Raw genomic sequence first — 17,972 nt, 5'->3', positions numbered from 1 at the left:
ACAAGCTGCCGATCGGACGCCCGCAGCAGACCATCGCCCAGGCCACCGTTGTGCAGTACCTGCGCAACTACCGCAACGCGGCAGGCATGACCGGCACGGCGTGGGAGGCGCGCGGCCTGTTCCGCAACCTCTTCCGGATGGACGTGGTGCGGATCGAGCCGAACCTGCCCAGCCGGCTGAACGTCCGGCAGCGCCAGGTGTACGCCAGTGAGCGGGCCCTGCACGACGCCCTCGCCACAGAGGTGGTGATGCGCAAGGACAACCCGGCTCCCGAGCTGCTGATCATGCGCACGCCTGCCCAGGCCGAGGCGTTCGCCGCGATCCTGCGCGAACGCGGGGTGACGGTGCAGGTGCTGAACGCCCTCGACGAGCGGATCGTCTTCGAGGACGCGGTGGTGGCGGCGGCCGGACGACCGTACGCCGTCACTGTGGCGACCAACATCATCGGTCGCGGCACCGACATCATTCTCGGCGGCCGGGGCAAGGGTGGACCGGTCGACCTGGCCGCCCAGCGGGTCGTGACCGAAGCGGGCGGTCTGCGGGTCACCACGGCCAGCGCGTTCGAGTCGTTCCGAGCCACCAGGCAAGGTTTCGGCAGGGCCGGTCGCCAGGGCAGCCCCGGCTCGGCCGGTGAGGTGCTCTCCCTCGACGACCCGATCCTGGCCCGATACGCCGACTGGCGGGCGCTCGCCCGGCTCGAGAAGACCTATGGCGCCTCGACGTCCCCGCTCCCGGCCCGCGCCGTGAACCGCCTCGTCGATGCAGCTGTGGCGCGCGCGGAGAAGGCAGGCGCGCGCCGGCTCACGGGGGTGGTGCGAGGCAAGGTCGGGCCGGAGACCGAGGTGGTCCAGGCGGTGGACAGCACAACCCCGGCCTTGGCACTGTCACGGTCGGCAACCGCCATCGATACCGCTGCGACCCCGCGTGACGGACTGGTCGACGCGACCATCGGAAGGATCGAAGGGCTGCGGCAGGAGCTCGCCGCCGCCCGCAGCGCCGTCGCTCGCTTCGGCGGTGCCGAAGCCACCAGCAGGCTCCTCGACGAATGCTCGCAGCTGTGCCGGGTGGAGACCGCGGTGTCCCAGGCGCTTCAGGACTACCGCGATCTCGTCGAACCGGCGGTCGAGCCACGGGCAGCCGAGGGGGCGCAGGCAGCATCTGCGGAGTTCGATCGAATCGCGGCCCAGCAGTTGGGCGTGACGACCGGCGTCGTGACGCTCGCCCGGGACCAGGCAGCGGCCGGTGACTACGCCGGTGCCGCCGAGACCCTCTCGCGGCTCTCCCGCGGCGCGGAGGCCGTCGACCAGCTCGCCGGTCGGCGCTGGGGCGGCGCGGTGTGGGCCGCCAATTCTGCCGACCAGGCCGTCTACCTGCTGGAACGGCTCATGGCGATCCAGGAGGGTGCCACTGACACGAGCCCGACGCTCTCGCACACCGCCACCGAGGTCAGCAGGCTCTCCCGGCGGCTGGCCGCACTCGACGGCGGGGTGGGCCACAGCTACGAGGCCCGCGAGCTCGCTCGCACCCTCGCTCGGCTCGACGGCCTCGTGCCGACCCTTCCCCCGGGCGCGGCCGCTGACGCCGTGGCGGCTCTCGTGGACGATGCCGCCCGACACCAGCTCGATCGGCTCCAGCAGGCGAACCCGCCTGCCGAGATTCTCGCCGACCTGTACGGGCTCGCCGCCGAGAATGCCGTGGGTGCGGCGGAGATCCGCACGTTGCTGCAGGCCGGGCACCTGCCGGGCCCGGGCGGGCCGGCGCGCGCGATCGGGGAGTTCGCCGGGCGTCACCATCTCGACTGGAGCCGGTCTGCCAAGCGCGCCCTGCGGGCTGCCCTGCGTCACGTCGCACCCGAGCTCCCGCGGCCCGCGCCGTCGGCCCAGGCTGCCTCGGCACCGGCTCCTGCCGGGACCGCCGCGGTGTCCGGTGACGGCGCCGGGACGGCGACTGCTACCGGCCCGGAACCCGTCGCAGGCGGCCGTCGTGGTGCGGCTGAACCGGTTCGTTCGACGGAGGCGAGCGCGCCGCGGCCTCGACCCGGCGACACCGCGTCGGGCGTTTCCCCACCGGCCGTGGTGGGCCCGGGGCCTGTCGGGCCGGGCGGGCAGCGGCTGTACCTCGGCGCAGTTGCCGACCCGGTGCCCGGCAGCGTCACCGTGGATCGTCGCGCCCTTCCGGGTGTCGACGTGATCGCGGACGCAGCCCGGCTGCCGTTCCGGTCGAGCACGTTCGCGGAGGTTCACGCGGTGAACCCGTCCGGGTTCCAGCCGGTGTCCCCGGAAACGGCCAGGGTTCTCGGGCCGGGCGGGCGCCTGGTGGTCACGGCGAGCCCACAGAACCCGGCCATGCGCCTGAGCGAGGCTGATGTGCTGGCAGCCGGCTTCGTGCGGGTGAGCGAGGGACCGGCGGTGGCCGAGCACCGGCGATCGCTGGATCACCCGGCCTCGGTGACCACGATCTACGAGTCGCGTGGTGGACCCCGGCAGCCTGGCTCCGGTCAGGCCCCCGGACCCGCCCGGCCCTCCCAGGCGGGCGGCTCCGGTTCCGGGCCGCCGGCGCCCAGTGCTGGTCCTGCGCAGGTCAGGACGCCAGGTCCGAGCGCGGCGGGATCACCCCGCCGGGTCGCGGGCAACAAGATCCGGCATCGATCCGGCGCTACCGCGTCCGGCACGTCACCTCCGGCAGTCGGCCGGTTCTCTCACATACGCCGGGGCGTGCGGGACGCCGCGGCGCGGACGCGGGCCGCTGCAGAGTCGGCCGGCCGGAGCGTGCGCGCCGGGTGGGGTGAGCTGACGTCCGGGTTGCGGTTCGTGTGGTCCCCGCCGGCATGGGTGCTGGAGCAGGCGGCTGCGCAGCCGAAGCGGGTGACGGTCGCTGTCGAGCACCGCCTCTACCCGACGTGGTTGCAGGAGTGGCTCGGCCCGGTCGGGGAGTTCGTCTACCAGCTGCTGCACGTCAAGCTGGTGCGCAGCGACAAGCTCGCGCCCGTCGAGGGGCGGCGGTTGACGCTGCGGGAGCGGATCAGCCGCATCCGGGAGATCGTCGCGCGGGCGATCTACAACCGGGCGGGAACGGGCGGCGCGCCGCACGTGTACCTGCCGCCCGTGGTGTGGAAGCTGCCGCTGCCGGGCTGGGCGGACGGGCTGCTCGACGTGTCGATCAAGGTGAGCGCGGGGAACATCGGCGTGCTCACGGTGCTCGACCAGGCCGAGATGTCGCAGAAGACAACGAAGAAGACCAGGGTGCTCGGGGCCTTCCCGGTGGTCCGGGTGTCGCTCGTGATCGCGGTGGGACGCTCGTTCCGGATCGAGCCGTTCCTGCTGCACTTCGACGTGCCCGGCCGGGCGCTGGAGCAGACGGCGCGAGCGCCGTGGATGGTCGGGTTCCACCCGGTGCGCCGGGTGGTTAACTGGGCGCTGAACCACGATCTCGGGCTCTGGACCTGGAACGTCTTCGACTTCATCTCCCAGTCCCAGTTCGGGCTCGGCGTGGGGCCGGCGAGCACGGTGTTGCCGAACTGGCTGGAGTACCGCGGCTCGCTGCAGAGCGTGAAGATCAACCGCCGCAACGGGCAGGTCGTGTCGATCAACATGATCAAGGACCCGGGCAAGGGGCTGCGGCGAGTGGTCATGGCGATGCTGCGCACCGGTGGCCGGCTGCTGCCGCGGCCGCTCCGTGAGCACCTCGCGGGCACTCCGGCACGGTTCGCCGTGCGGGGTGAGCGGCACCAGGTGCGTCACCGGCAGCGGATCCTCGGGCGGATCCGCGCGGAGCTGGAGATCCAGCGGGCTCTGTACGTCGAGGTGGCGGCGGAGCTGGCGCGGTTGCGGGAGCTGCAGACCGGTGGCCGGGTGGCGGTGACGGTGCCGTGGTACAGCTCGATGTTCACCGTCGCCGGTGTTCCGCTCGACCCCCGTGACCTGCTGGCGGCGCGCATCGCGCGGCTGGAGGCGCTGCGCGACGAGATCGCCGCGGTCATCCGGAAGAACCGCCAGCTCGAGAAGTCGGTGGTCGAGTCGCTGACGGCGCTCGGTGTGTCCATCGGCGACCCGGCGCGGGTCGAGGGAGCGCCGACACAGCGCGCCCTCGCGGTCGGCTCGGGCGCGCTGGGGGCCGTGACGGAGCCCGGGCGCCCCGACGTGGCCAGCGGCGACGCCTGGCGGGGGACGACGGTGTCCGGCCGCGTGGTCGCGATGGTCGCCGACCAGGTGGCAGGCTCGCAGGCCGCGGTTCCGGCGTCGGTGGTGGCGGTCGAGGCCGGGATCACCGCCGCCCGCTCGCAGTCGCCCACGGCGCCCGGGCCGCAGGTCGGCCGGGCCGTCTACGACGCGGCCGCTGCCGCCACCACACCCGCCCCGGACGTCCTGGACCCGGACTCGACCAGCTACCTGACCGCGGTCGCCACGCGCAGCGACACAGGCACCGAGGTCGTGCTGGTCGGGGTAGGCGACAGCCGGGCGTACCTCGTGCGGTCGGACGGCACGGCGGAGCTGCTCACCACGGACGACAACATGGCCACGGCCCAGTCCGCCGAGGGCCCGGCACCGTCGCGGCCCACGTCGGTGAGCACCCGCTGGCTCGGCGAGAGCCCGGCGCCCCAGCCGGGGACGACCACGGTGTCGGTGACCGGACCGGGTCTGCTGATCCTGGTCACCGACGGTGTCTCGGACCTCTTCCCGACCCCGGCCGACCTCGCCGCGGTGATCGACGTGTCCGCCGGTCTAAGCAATCCCGCGCAGGCTGCCCGGCAGCTCACCGCCGCGGCCACCGCCTTGGGCGGGCGCGACGACAAGACCGCCGTCGTCGTCCCCCTGAACGGGCAGCGGCCGGTCCCCGCTCCGGACGGGGGTCCGGTGGCGATCGGCGGGCTGTCCGAGAGCGAGCGGCTGGACCTGCTGCGGCTGCTGCCGACGGTGGCCGGGCACCTGCGTCCGCTGGAGCGGGTGGTCGCGGGGATGCCGCGTGGACCGCCGGGATCGCCCGCTGTGATGGTGCTGGACGTCGATGCGGTGCGTGCCTCGGTGCTGGCGGGGTCGGCAGGTGTGCTGGACCGGCTCGTGGCGTTCGGGTGGCGCGATCCCGCTGTGGCGGTGGCTGCTGCCGGCGTGGTCGTGATGACGGCGGGGATGGCGGCCGAGGTCGCGGGCCATCTCGCGGCCGGGCGGTTGCAGCCGGAGTGGTTCGAGCGGCTGATCGATCACGAGATGCGGCATCACCTGAGCGGGCGGATCCACGGCGGGCACGACGAGGATGCCGCCGCCGTCGTCGCCGGGTTGCTGGATGCGCGGCGGGCCGAAGCAGGAGCACGGGCGTTGTGGCGCGCGGGCATCGTGCGCGCCGACCTGGCGCGGGCCGCGACGAGGCGCGGGCTGGGGTGGGTTGTCGCGGGGCTCGGCCGCGTTCTTCGGTGGGCGGGATGGCCGATGCGTCGGCTCGCCGAGCTGCGGGACCGGCGGGCGGCCGGGGCGATGAGGTCGCTGGTGCAGGGGGCGAGCAACCGCCTCGCCGGGGCGTCGCGGTTGCGGTGGGACGCCGTGCAGGTCGCCACGGCCACCTCGCTGACGGGCGAGCTGAACCGGCTCGGCGGCATGCTGGACGCGGTCCGGGACGGCTCGGGGTCCGTGCCGGCGCGGGCGTTGGCGGGGCGGGTCGACGCGGCGGTGGCCGCCGTCGAGGCGCTGGTACTCACCGCGCCCGCGCGTGGTCCACCGGCCACCGCGGGGGCCGTGTCGAGGTTCGGTGTTCGCGCCGCCGTCGGGTCGCCGGCGTTCATGACCGCAGCTGCCCGGGCGGTCGCGGCGCGGATGTGGGCCCGTGCGGGTTCGGTCGGCCGGAGCGTGCGCGCCTGGTGGGACGGGCTGCTGTCCGGGTTGCGGTTCGTGTGGTCGCCGCCTGCGTGGGTGCTGGAGCAGGCGGCTGCGCAGCCGAAGCGGCTGAAGGTCGGCGTCGAGCACCGCCTCTACCCGACCTGGGTGCAGGAGTGGCTCGGTCCGGCCGGGGAGCTGGTCTACCAGCTGTTGCACATCAAGCTGGTGCGCAAGGACTCGCTCGCGCCCGTCGAGGGGCGGCGGTTGCCGCTGCGGGAGCGGATCAGCCGGATCCGGGAGATCGTCGCACGCTCGATCTACAACCGGGCCGCGACGACCGGGGGCCAGTGGATCTGGGCGTCGGCCGTCGTGCCCGTGCCGCTGCCGGGATTGGCGGACGCGTTCCTGGACGTGTCGATCAAGATGATCACCGGGAACTACGGCGCCCTCAGTGTGCTCGACCAGGCCGAACCCCTGACGAAGGCCGCCGCCAAGAAGATCCGTGTGCTCGGGGCGTTCCCGGTGGGCCGGGTGGGGCTGCTGATCGCCCTCCGCGGCTGGTTCCGGATCGAGCCGTTCATCCTGCATTTCGACGTTCCCGGCCGGGCGCTGGAACAGACGGTGGAGGCGCCGCGGGTGATCGGCTTCCACCCGATGCGCCGGCTGAAGTACTGGGCGCTGAACCACGACCTGTCGCCGTGGACCTGGAAGCCGTTCGATTTCCTCTCCCAGACCCAGTTCGGGGTCGGGGTAGGGCCGGCGGACCCCGTGCTGCCGAACTGGATGGAGTACCGCGGCTCGTTGCAGAAGGTGGTGATCACCCGCCGGGACGGGCGGGTCCACGAGCTCGACATGATCAAGGGCACGGGTCGGAAGGTCCGCGCGGGCCTCATCAGGGTCTGGCGTGTCGCAGGCCGGTTGCTACCGCGGCCGGTGCGCGAGTACGTCGAGCGAGCTCCGGCGTGGTTCGCCGCCCGGGGCGAGCGCCACCAGATCAGCCACCGCCGGCGGATCCTCGGGCGCTACCGCGCGGAGCTGGAGATCCAGCGGTCCCTCTACGTCGACGTGGCGGCGGAGCTGGCACGGTTGCGGGAGCTGCAGGCGGGTGGCCGGGTGCCCGTGACAGGGCCCTGGTACAGCGCGATGTTCACGGTCGCGGGTGCGCCGCTCGACCCCCGGGACCTGCTGGCGGCGCGCATCGCGCGGCTGGAGGCGCTGCACGACGAGATCGCCGCGGTCATCCGGAAGAACCGCCAGAGCGAGAAGTCGGTCGTGGAGTCACTGACCGGTCTCGGAGCGAGCGACGTCGTTGCGCTCGCTGCCGAACCTCCGTCGCGCCGTGCCGTCACCCAGGGCTCGGGGGCACTCGGTGCGGTGAGCGAGTCCGGGAGCCCCGGAAGGGTGAACGGCGATGCCTGGCGAGGCGCGACGTCGCCGGGCCGGATGGTGGCGATGGTCGCCGACGAGGTGGCCGGCTGGGGCGCGGCGGTTCCCGCGTCGGTGGTGGCGGTCGAGGCCGGGATCACGGCGGCCCGCGCGCAGCAGGCGACGGCCCCCGGGCTGCAGGTCGGCCGGGCCGTGTACGCCGCCGCCGCAGGCGCCACCACGCCGGCACCCGACGTCCTCGACGCCGACTCGACCAGCTACTTGGCGGCGGTCGCGACCCGTACCGGCACCGGCACGGAGGTGGTGCTGGTCGGCGTGGGCGACAGCCGGGCCTACCTGGTGCGCCCGGACGGCACCGCCGAGTTGCTGACGACCGACGACAACATGGCCAGCGCCCAGACCGCCGAGGGATCCGCCCCATGGCGGCCCGCGTCGGTCAGCACCCACTGGCTCGGGGAGAGCCCGGCGCCGCAACCGCGAACCGCGACGGTGGCGGTGACCGGTGAGGCGCTGCTGGTGCTGGTCACGGACGGGGTGTCGGACCTGTTCGCGACCCCGGCCGACCTCGCCGCGGCGATCGACGCGCCGGCGGCGCTGCGTGACCCCGGGCTCGGTGCCCGGCAGCTGGCCGACGCCGCCACCGCCAGGGGCGGCCACGACGACAAGACCGCCGTGGTCGTCCCGCTGAACGTGGCGCGGTCCGGCGCTCCGGACGGCGGTCCGGTGGCGATCGGCGGGCTGACCGAGGGCGAGCGGCGGGACCTGCTGCGGCTGCTGCCCACCGTCGCGGATCACCTGCGTCCGCTGGAGCGGGTGGTCGCGGGTATGCCCCGCGGACCGCCCGACGCGCCCCCGGTGCTGGTGCTGGACGCGGCGTCGCTGCCCCAGTCGTCGGCGCAGTCGTCGGCGGGCGTGCTGGAGCGGCTCGTGGCGTTCGGGTGGCGGGACCCCTCGATGCCCGCGGCCGCCCCCGGCGTGGTGGTGATGACGGAGGCGATGGCGACCGAGGTGGCGGATCATCTCGCGGCCGGGCGGTTGCGGCCGGAGTGGTTCGCGCGGCTGGTCGATCACGAGGTGCGCCATCACCTGAGCGGAGAAGCACATGCCGGCCACGACGCGGACGCCGCTGCCATCGTCGCGGAGCTGCTGGGTGCCAGGCGCACCGTTGCGGCGGGCCCCGTGCATCTCGTGGGCATCGGCACGAGCGGTGCGACGGCGGGCCGGTTCGTGGACACGACGGACGGTGCAGCGGGTAGGGCGGTGCGGGAGGCCGTCCGGACGCTCGACGAGCGGGGAGCGGTGCACCCGGCGCGGCAGTCGCTGCTGGAGGTGGCAGGACCACGGGGTCTGTGGGTGACCGAGGGCCTGGACTTCGCGCTCGTCGACGGGCTGAACGCCGAGCTGGCCCGTGAGCCCGGCTCGGACGGGATCGCGGTCGTGTACGTCCTGGACCGGGAGCGGAGCCGGGTGCTCGCGGACACGGAGATGTTCGGCCACCTCCGCGGCCTCGACGAGGAGCTGCGGGTCGCGCTGGAGGAGCACGTGCTGCTTCGCCTGCGCCACGGCGATCCCGCGAACGTGGGCACGGAAGCCGTCACCGATGTGCCCGGGATCCCGCTGCGGCGGCTGGAGGGCGCGTCGTTCGTCCGGCGGTTGACGGGGGAGACGGTCCGGGGCGGGCGGCCGAAGGTGCTGCTCCTGCGCGACGCCGGCGGCGCCCTGATGGCAGCGATGCACTGGGCGCACGACCCGGGGGTGCTCCTGCGTGCGGTGGCAGGGGCCGAGCTGTCCCGGCGGGTGGGGGTGCCGACGGCGCCGTCCTGGCCGGCGATGGCGTCGGAGGATCTCCACGACGAGACCGGCAGCACGGTGGTGGAGGCCGGGGACGTCCTGGTCATGCGCGGGTTCCTCGACGGGACCGCTGTCGAGCTGGATGCGCCGGGGAGCGGAGCGCAGCGGGACCAGGTGGCGGGCCAGTTCGTCCTCGCCGGGCTCCTGCAGGACGCGGATCTGATGCGAGCCACGGAGGACGACCGGCTGCGCACCGCGGACGGGCTGGTGTGGTCGTTCGACTTCGACCAGTCGCTACCGATCGGACGGGACGCGCGTCCGGTCGAGCGGGGGCTGCGCATCGGGTCGCGCCCGGAGATCTACGGCCGGCTCACGCCCGCGGACGTGCTGGCCCAGCTGGAGCACGTCGGACGGCTCCGGGAGTGGCTGCTGGCCGGGGTGCCGGGCGGGGTGCTGCACAGGATGGTCGCGGCTCGGCTGTCCCGGGTGCAGGAGATGGTGCGTGCCGGGCGCCTCCCCGAGGCCCTGGTGCAGGACCTGGAGCGAGCCGCACGCAGCGCCGCCGCGCGGTATCCCGGCGATCCGCGGCCGCCCGGCGCCCACCTTCCGGTGTTCGCCGATCAGGCGCTGGCCCTGGCGGATGCGTGGGCTCACCAGGCCGGGCCGCCCGGGCAGCGGGAGCTCCGGCTGGCGAGCGACGGGCAGCTGCGGGCGCTCGTCGAGGCGAGTCTGCCGGTGCAGGTTCACGGCTGGCGCGCCGGCCTGTGGGGGCAGGGCCGCTGGGAGATCAGCCTGCGGCCGCAGGACGCGCGCGGCGCCGGTGATCCATGGACGCCGGACCTGCACGCTGTCGATCCCCGACGGGTGCTCTCGGCGTTGCGCCCGCTGCTGCCCCGGCACCCGGCGCCCGCCGCTCCCGAGGCGGCCCCGGACGTCGCCGAGCCGGGTGTCGTGTCGGCGACCGAGGTAGCGGCGCAGCTGCGCAGGACCGGCGTCGCGGTGGAGGTGCACGCGTCGGGGCTGACCTGGGTGGACGGCATCCCCACGATGGTGGGCGCGGTGGCCGGGCCGCCGGACGACGGGCTGGCCGAGCGGGCCGTCGCGGCGGCAGGTGAGCTGACGCCGCTGGGGCGGGCGGTGATCTGGGTCCGCTCGCCCGTCACGGCGGAGCAGCTGGGCCAGGTGCTCCAGCGGGTGCGCGACGCCCACCCCGGCGCGTTCGACCACATCCGGCTGTTCACGGCCGACCACACGGTCGAGTGGGACCCCCACGGGCCGCCCGGCCGGTCGGGAGCGTCGGCCCTGCCCGCCGTCATCGCGCCGGGAGCCACGTTCGACGCGCTGCCGCTCTGGGCCCGTGCCGCGGCGGTCGGTGCCGGCGTCGCGGCCGTGCTCGGTGGCCCTCGTGCGATCGGGCGGGCACTGCTGGCCACTCTCCGCCGGCTCGCCGGCCTTCTCGCCTCCGCCCCCACCCGCGGCCCGCCACCCCGGCATCGGGGCGGCGGCCCTGCGCTGATCTCCCACCGCGACCTGCCGGACGACGAGCGCGAGATCGTCGTCCAGGTCATCGACGGCATGGCGTGGACGGACGCGGTGGACCCCGCGGGCCTCGACCGTCTCGCCCGGTTCGAGCCCGGGGAAGCCGCAGCCTCCGGCGCTCGCGGGATCCGCGGCGCCGACGGGTTCGGCGAAGCCGTCCGCGGTGCGAGCGGCCCTGCCGACCTCGTCGTCTACGCCGGCTGGGACGGCTGGCTCTACACGGACGCCCGCACACTGGCCGCGCTCCGCTCCGGCGTGCTCGGTCCGGACGCCCTGCGTGCCCTGATGCGGCACGAGCTCGCGGAGCTGGCCAACGGCCGCCTGCCCCAGCACGAGCGCCTGCCGCACGCACAGCTTCCCCCGCTACCCGATCTCACCCCGCTGGCCCCGGTGGTCGGCGCCCACCTGCCGGCCCGGCCCGTCGCGTTCCGATCCGTGGTGGACGTCCACGGCCGCACCGCGCTCGTCGCGCCCGAGCTGGGGGCCCCTCCAGCGGCACTGAGCAGCATGACGGTGGTCCATGCCGACAAGATCATCAGCAGGAGCCGGAGCTCCGGAGTGGTCGTCCGTGTGGCCGGGGGCACCGCGGACGTGCTCACCAACCGGCACGTGGTGGACGGCGCGGTTCGCGTGCGGGTGGAGCTGGGCCGTCAGGCCTGGAGCGGCAGCGTGCTCCCCGCACCCGCCCCCGGGCGCATCGCCGACGCGCTGGCGGGCATCGACGCCGAGGCAGCCGCCATGCCACGCGAGGAGCTGCTCGGCTCCGTCGCGGATCTCGACCTCGCGCTGGTGCGCATCAGCACCGACGAGCACCCGCAGGTCACGCTCGTTCCGGTGGTGCCGGGAACTACATCGGTCGAGGGCAGCCCGGTCACCCTCGTCGGCCTGCCGCACCAGTCGTTCCCTGTGGACGGACCCGACGCGGTCTGGGACAACCGGACGGCGGAGCCGCGGCCCGTCGTCGCGGGTGGGATCGCGGCACCGGGGCGGTGGTCCGCCACACCCGGGGCCGACCGGTGGGACCTGGTGATCGCCGGAAGCCCGTGGGTCGCACTCGGCAGCTCGGGTGGCCCCGTCCTCGCTGGTCAGGGCGTGCATGAGCGGCTCGTGGGCGTCGCGCACAGCATCACGATCAGCGTCCTCGGCCAGGACGGCACGCAGGCCCGGGCGGCGCTGGTGGTGGGCGCCCCGGCCGTCCGCGCCTACCTCGCCGCGACCTGGTCGCCCGACGACCCGGCTCCGACGAGAAGGCACGCGGATGTCGTGCCGGTTCGGTGGGGCGACAGCCCGGCCCTGGCGGCCGCCGCGGAGCGGAGCCTCGACCGCGCCCGGGTAGCGCTGGACAGGGCGGGCGCGCTGACGGGCGATCGGCCGCGCGAGATCGCCGAACTCGTCGAACAGGCCCGCGAGGCCGCGTCGTTCGCCGGGTTCCTCACCCGACGTCACCCCGAGCCGTTCGCTGCCGGAATCAGCGACGCCGAGGCACGGGCCGTCACGGCGACCGATCGGCTCTGGACGCTGCTCGCCGCCCGCGCGGAGCAGGCCACCACCGCCGACGATCTCCCGTCCGGCTTCATCGACTCGCTCGTGAGCGCGGCAGGCCGGCTCCCGGCGCCGTTACCCATGGCAGTGGATCTGCGCCGGTCGGAGCACCGGCGGCTGTTCGACCAGCTCCTGGCGGTGCTCGCACCGTTGTCCGGTCGGCTCGGGGACGGGCCGGCGCAGGCCGAGCTCGTCGAGTTGATCGACGATGCCTTCGACCTCGTGCTCGGTACCAGCCGCGAGCAGGGTGAGGTTCCCGCCCGCTGGCGCGGTGGGCCCGCGCCGGCCGCGGCGCAGTGGGGGCTCGCCCGGGTCGAGCGGCTGATCGTCCGGCATAGCGAGCTCGCCCTCCCGCCGGGAGCGGTCGCCGGCCTGGCCGACGTCGTCACGGAGACGCTCGCCGACGCCCGGCTGCTCACCCTGCACGACCCGGGACCGGTTGCAGACCGGCTGGTCGCGCTGCAGCGGTGGCTCGTCGAGGCGGGACGGCTGCGCGGCCCGCCCCCGGGCGGCGCGGTCGCCGTCGTCCGGAACACCGGCGTGCCCACCCGGCTGGACGACACCGAGTACGCGCAGGTCCTGCATGTGCTCGACGGGATGCGGGACTCGCTGCGCGAGGTCGGGCGGGAGCACCGGGCGTACCGACTGGCGGATCCGGGCGGGGCGTGGGCGGAGTTCGCGCCGCGGCTGTACGCGGTGCCGGGGTGGAACGCCGCTCTGCCGCAACGGTTCGCCGTGGTCGAGTTCGTGGCACCGGACCCCGCGGAGCCGGGGCGGGCAGCGGTCTTCGTCGACGCGGAGGTGCTCGCGCGCCTGGTGCTGCTGCCGGAGCCGTGGCGACAGCAGCTGGCCGACCGGGAGCGGGCACGCCTGGAGCGGGCCACCGAGGACGCGGCGCAGGCGATGCCGCTGCCGGCGGCGACCGCCCTGCTCGCCCTGGTCCGACCGCGAGTGGGCTACGGGGTCACGACCGGCCCGCTCTCGCCGGGTGAGCAACGGTGGCTGGCCCTGAGGTTCGCGCTGTGGCTGGGGGAGCAGCCGGCGTCGCGCGAGGGCGGGACGATCGTCGCGGACTGGGGGCCGCTGCGGTCCGAACTGGAGGGGATGGGGCTGGAGCGGCTGCGCGCCGAGCTGCTCGCCGTCCGCGTGGTGGACGTGCACGGCAGGCGATGGACCGTGACATTGCGGCACGTCCGCGCCGAGATCGACCGGCTGATCCGTGGCCGGCTGCTGAGCCCGGACCTCGACGCCGATCTCGACGCCCATCTCGCTGCCGGCCTCGACGGCGGTCCCGACCGGTCCGCGGCGGCCGTGCAGCACGCGGTGCTCGTCGCGCGGGTGACGATCGCGAGGGTGCGGCGCGACGAGATCGCTGCGGCGGAACGGCTCGATCGCGCCGAGGCCACCCGGCTGCCGGCACTGCGCACCCTGCTGTCACAGGTGGCGGCCGGCCCGGGCACGGCATCGGCGCTGCTGCGGCGGACGGTGCTGCCGGGGTCGGCCGAGCAGGCCCGGATGGTGCTCGACCGGCTGGTGGCGTCGGGGCTGCTGCGGGCAGGCCGGAGCGGTGACACCTACGGTCCCGTGGACCGCGTGATCGCGCTGCTCGAACGTGTGGCCGCCCGGGACGGCCTTGCGGACGGGCCGGTGCGCGCTCTGCTGGACGAGACCGCCGCGGTGCTCTCCACGCGCCCGGCGCTGTGGCAGGAGAGCACCGCTGATCAGATGGCCCGGCTGCTGACGCTCCTCACCGCCCTGCCGGAGCTGGGGGTTCAGGCGGGCGCCGGGGCGCCCACCTACCTGGACCTGCTGCACACGGTGGGGACCACCCCGGCCGGGGTCGGCGCGGGAGAGCTGTCGTCAGCGCTGCCGGGCGGTGCCGCGTCGGACGTGACCGCGGCGATCTCCGTGTTGCGGGCGGCGGGCCTGGTCCAGCTCGACGTGCAGGACGGGGTCCGGCACCTGCTCGCCGTCCCCGTCCGCAGGGTGCTCGGCGATCTCGCCTACCGGGACGAGATCGAGGAGCAGGACTACCGGCGGGAGCTGGACGCCCTGCTCGGCCTGCTGCGCCAGGTGCCTTCCGCGGCGGACGGGGCGGCGGACCGGCTCGGCGCGGTGGTGACCCGGCTGCGGACGATCGAGGGCAGCCCGCTGCACCCGGACGCGGACCGTGGCGGGTTGTGGGAGCCCGGGCCGACCAGCTACGGGGCCGTGCTGCTGGCCGTCCGCCGTTCTCCCGGCGTCAACACGGTCGGCCTCGCGCGGATGCTCGATCTGCCGGTGGGCAGCGTGCGTCACACGGCGCGCCGGCTCACCACCCTGGGACTGGTCCAGATCACGCACAGGGCGGGAGGTGGGGACAGCTACCTGCTGCGCACGTCGGTGCTCGCGCTGATGGACGCGCTGACCGACCCCGCGGAGATCGTCGAGCCCGCCTATCGAGAGGCACTGCTGGATCTGGCGGAGCTCCTCATGAGCGAAGGGCTGTCGAGGCCCTCGCTGGCAGAGCTGGCCACGTCGGTGGCGCGGTTGCGGGAGACCCCCGAAAGTCCGTTGGAGACCGATGGGCGGGTGCACGAGCTGTACGAGCCCCCACCGGTGAGCTACCTGGATCTGCTGCTCGCGATCGGGGCGGTTCCCGGGTCGGGGAGCAGCGAGATCGCCCGCGTTCTCGGCACGAGCGCGGATCTCGTCCGCGGAGCGACGGTGCACCGGATCGGGCCGCGGATGGTGACGGTCACCCGGCGGGTCCAGCGGTTGGACGAGAGCATCACGGGCGGCGGATTCCTGATCCTGGCCGAGCCGGGGTGGGGGTACGCGCCCGACCCGGAGTCGGCGAGTCCCAGCCGGACGAAGTTCACCTACGAGCTGACGGAGCTCGGGAGGGACTTCCTCGCGGCCCTGCGTGACCCGGGCACCGTGGCGGATCCCCACGACCGGGAAGCGCTGCACCGTGCCGCCCTGCTGCTGCGGCGCAACCCGGGCCGTGACCGGTTCCCGATGGACGCGCTGATCGACTCGATCGCCCGGCTGCTCGACCGCGGCGAGATCGATTCCGCGGGCATCCCGGTGGTGACCCGCGAGACCTCACTGCGGGGCACCCTGGACGCCGTCGCCGCCGCGGGCGGGTTCGTCGGAGGCGACGATCTCGCGCGGCAGCACGCCGGTGCGGTCAAGCTGCGCCTGGCGCGGTTCGCCGATTGGGGGTTGCTGGAGATGCAGCACGCCTCCGACGGGACCTCGCTCTACCGGATGCCGGAGCACACGCGCCGGCTCCTGCACGACCTCGACCACCGGGTCAGCGTGCTCGACCGGCCCCACCGGGCGGCCCTCGACGCGCTCGCCGGATGGTTCGACCGGCCCGCGAGCCTCCAGGTCGGCGTGGTGGCGACCCGGAGGATCGAGGACGCGCTCCAGGCCGTGCGGGACCTGCCGGAGAGTGCGTTGCCGGCGGCGCCGAGGGTGAGCACGAGGCAGTTGCTCGACGTGATCGCCGCCGGTGCCGGCGGCACGCTCGCCCAGCTCGCGGCGGCCACGTCCGGGAGGCCATGGGCCCTCGTCACCAGGCTCCACGCGCTGCACCGATGGGGTCTGGTCGATCGATGGATCGACCCGACCTCGGGGATCCGGTCCCGCGAGTACCGCTACAGCCTGCCGGGCCACACGCGTGCATTGCTCCGCGACGTCGACGGCCGTTCGCTCCAGCCCTACCCGCGGTACCTGGTGCTGCTCGACGAGCTGGCCGCGCGGCTCGACAGGCCGATCGACCGCGGCAGGGACGGGTGGAGGCAGCGGACCGACGCGGTCCTCACGGCGATACGCAACCTGCCCGGGAGCCCGTTGCCGGCGTCACCGGTGACGCAGGAGAACTCGGTGCGGCACATGCTCGACGTGATGGACCGGACCGGCGTCATGACGGTCGGCGAGATCGCGGCGGCCGTCACCGGGGTCGTGAGCACCGTGCTGGGCCAGCGCCTGGCGACGCTCTACGCGGCGGGGCTGCTGGAGCGGCTCCCTGCCGGTGCGCGGCACCACACGACCACGCGGTTCGCCTACTCGGTGCCCGAGCGCACCCGCCGCCTGCTGTCTGATGTGGACGGTCGGGAGGCGCTGCGGGAACCCGACTACGTGGCCGCGCTGGAGGAGCTGGCCCTCCGGCTGGGCTCACCGGCGCCGTTGAAGCCCGGAACGGCGCAGGCGAGCGAGTTCGTGGCGCTGGTCGGCGCGATCCGCGTTCTCGCCGCGAGCCCGCTGCCCTCGCGCGGCCCTGCGCCGATGACGTCCTACCGGGGCACGCTCGACGCGATCGGGGCGGCGGGCGAGGCCGGCATCACGGCAGAGGAGCTGGCCGCCCTGCCGCCGGGTCTTGGCATGGTGCCGATGCGGCAGCGGCTGCGGCTCCTGCTGGGGTGGGACCTGGTGGAGCGGGTGTCGGGCGCGGGCCGGGGTGCGCGCTCGGGCAGCCGGGTGTACCGGTTGCCCGAGCCGGTGCGGCGGCTGCTGGCCGCGTTGGACGATCCGTCCTCCTTCGTCGCGGAGGCGAGCAAGGCTCGGTTGCGGGCGCTTGCCGAGCTGCTGAACACCCCGGCGGCGAAACTCGGCCCGGGGTCGCGGCAGAAGGTCACCGAGGCCGTGGAAGCGGTCCGCGCACTGCCCTACAGCCCACTGCGCGATCAGCGCCTCGGCCCCCGGCCGGAGTCGCTACGCGCCACGCTCGACGCCCTGGATGCGCCCGGCGGGGCGACGGTCGCGGAGGTCGCGGCGGCCACCGGCACCGCCGAGACGGCTGTGCGGGGGCGGGTCTTCACGCTCACCGAGTGGGACCTGGTCGTCGTCCTGTCGGGCGGGACGCGGGGACCGGCACTCAGGCGGTACGGGCTGCCTGCGCACACCCGCCGGCTCCTGCAGGACCTGGACGATCCCGAGGCGATCACCGACCCGGGCTACCGGGTAGCGGCAGCGCACCTGACCGAGCTGCTGGCCCGCTCGGCGGGGCTGCGGCCGGAACAGCGTGGGACGCGGGAGCTCGCGGACGTCCTCGACGTGATCCGCGCGCTTCCGGGCGGGCCGCTTTCGGCGCAGCGGCTGCACAGGCCGGGCGACTCGGTGTGGGCGACGATCGAGGCGGTCGCCGCCGCGCCCGATGGGATCGGCGCAGAGGAGCTGACCGAGGCGACCGGCATGCTCCCCGTGCCGCAGATGCGCCACCGGCTGCACGTGCTGGCCGATTGGGGGCTGCTGCGCATCCGTCGTGGTGCCGCGGGTCGCAAGCTCTACTCCGTGCCCGCCGTGACCCGGTTGCTGCTGGCCGACCTCGCGGAGCCCGCCCGGATCGCAGACCCCGACTACCGCGCCGCTGCCGAGCGACTCGCTCCGCTGCTCGCGCAGAACGTCAACCTCCTGCCCGGCTCACCGAGGACCCCCGAGCTGATCCAGGCCCTCGCTGCCGTTCAGGAGCTGGAAGCCGGTCCGCTGGGCCGGGGCCCCCACGTCCCCGCGGACTCGTTGCGCGGCACCCTGCTCGCGCTGGCCACCGCCGACCGCCCCGTGCCGGCCGCGTGGCTGGCCCGGACGCAGCAGCTGCGGGAACACGGCGTCATGGGCCGGCTCGCCGTGCTGCACCGCCGCCACCTCGTACACCGTGAGATCGACTGGGGCGCCCCCGGGCGCGCTCCCGAGGCCGTCTACTCCCTCACGCAGGACACGCGGCGGCTGCTCGCGGAGCTGGCCGATCCCTCGGGCATCGACGCACCCCGGTACCGGGCGGCCGTCGAGGAGCTCGTGGTGCTGCTCGGCGCCCCGACCAACACGGAGACGTCGGCCACGCGTGAGGTCGTGCTCGCCGGGCTCGACGCCGTCGCCGAGCTAGAGGCCGGCCCGCTGCCGGCGCGCCGGGGCCCTGCGTGA

The 17,972-nt window shown here is 74.8% G+C and carries 1 protein-coding gene (running past one end of the window); it reads left to right on the top strand.

The features are described from left to right. Positions 1-17,972 carry the 3' portion of a preprotein translocase subunit SecA gene (locus MMF94_RS32810; protein WP_241041319.1) on the top strand. It extends 13,237 nt beyond the left edge of the window, so only the last 17,972 of its 31,209 coding nucleotides appear in the window; its start codon lies off the left edge, out of view; its stop codon occupies positions 17,970-17,972.

The sequence above is a fragment of the Pseudonocardia alaniniphila genome, assembly GCF_022524485.1.
Lineage (GTDB): Bacteria > Actinomycetota > Actinomycetes > Mycobacteriales > Pseudonocardiaceae > Pseudonocardia > Pseudonocardia alaniniphila.
This window is presented reverse-complemented; position numbering and strand designations above follow the sequence as displayed.